The 1,348-nt window shown below is 66.8% G+C and carries 1 protein-coding gene; it reads left to right on the top strand.

Annotated features, from left to right (window positions below; translation table 11 throughout):
* The coding region (locus tag PQR67_RS38120) for a condensation domain-containing protein (RefSeq protein ID WP_408467939.1) at positions 1-1,348 on the top strand (1,348 nt) is incomplete at both ends.

Raw genomic sequence — 1,348 nt, 5'->3', positions numbered from 1 at the left:
CGCGTCGGCCGGCACGACAACTTCTTCGAACTCGGCGGCGATTCGATTCTCAGCCTGAAGGTGGTCGCACAGGCCCATCATGCGGGCATCGCGATAACGCCGCGCCAGCTGTTCGATACGCAGTCGGTCTCGACACTGGCCCAGGTGCTGGTTCAGACATTGAACGACGGCGCCACGCAGCCCGGGGTGCCGCCGATCACGGTCATCGCCGCAGGTGAGCGCACAGCCTTGCCGCTGTCTCACGCGCAGCAGCGCCTGTGGTTCCTGTGGAATCTGCAGCCCGGGAGCAGCGCGTATCACATGCCGGGCGCGCTGCGCTTAAGTGGCGAACTCGATGCGGATGCAGTGCGTGCCAGCATCGACGCGGTGGTCGCGCGCCATGAATCGCTGCGCACGACCTTTGCGGCGCAGGCCGATGGCGACGTGGTGCAGTCGATTGGTACAGATACCCGGTGCGACTGGCGTGTCGTGGATATTGCATCTGCCGACGCGATTGAAACCACCCTGGCATCCACCGCCAACGCATTTGCCGCCGAACCATTCGATCTGGTGCACGGCCCGCTGCTGCGCGTCGCGCTGATCCGGTTGGGTGAACGCGAGCACGTGCTGGCGGTGGTGATGCATCACATCGTGTCGGATGGCTGGTCGGTGGATGTGCTGTTGCAGGAGTTCGTCGATGGCTATCGCGCGCGGCGCGAAGGCACCGCGGCGCACCTGCGCGAGTTACCGGTTCAGTACGCCGATTACGCCCTCTGGCAACGGCGCTGGCTTGAAGCGGGCGAGCAGGCGCGGCAGCTTGCGTACTGGCGCGCGCAACTGGGCGAGGATCATCCGGTGCTGGCGCTGCCCAGCGACCGTGCGCGCCAGGCGGTGAGCGCCTGGCACGGCGCGACGCATCGCATCGGCATTCCGGACACACTCGCGCGGGCCATCCGTCAGCGCGCGCAGCAGCTCAGGGCGACGCCGTTTGTGGTGCTGCTGGCAGGCTTCCAGTTGCTGCTGCATCGCTACACGGCGCAGCACGACATCCGGGTGGGGGTGCCGGCGGCGAACCGGGAGCGGGTCGAGACGGAAGGGCTGATCGGGCTGTTCGTCAATACGCTGGTGATGCGGGCGCAGATGGACGGCAGCACGCCGTTGACGGCGTTACTGGAGACGGTGAGGCGCGACGCGCAGGCGGCGCAGGCGCATCAGGACCTGCCGTTCGACGTGCTGGTGGATGCACTGCAACCGCAACGCAGCCTGAGCCACGCGCCGCTGTTCCAGGTGATGTTCAATCATCTGCGCGACGATGAGCGCGTGCTGGATACGCTGCCTGGGGTGAGGGTCGGGTGGTACGGGTTGAGCG

It is taken from the genome of Paraburkholderia fungorum (genome assembly GCF_046026025.1).
GTDB lineage: Bacteria > Pseudomonadota > Gammaproteobacteria > Burkholderiales > Burkholderiaceae > Paraburkholderia > Paraburkholderia fungorum_E.
The sequence above is the reverse complement of the archived record's forward strand: the minus strand, read 5'-3'. Positions and strand labels throughout refer to the sequence as shown.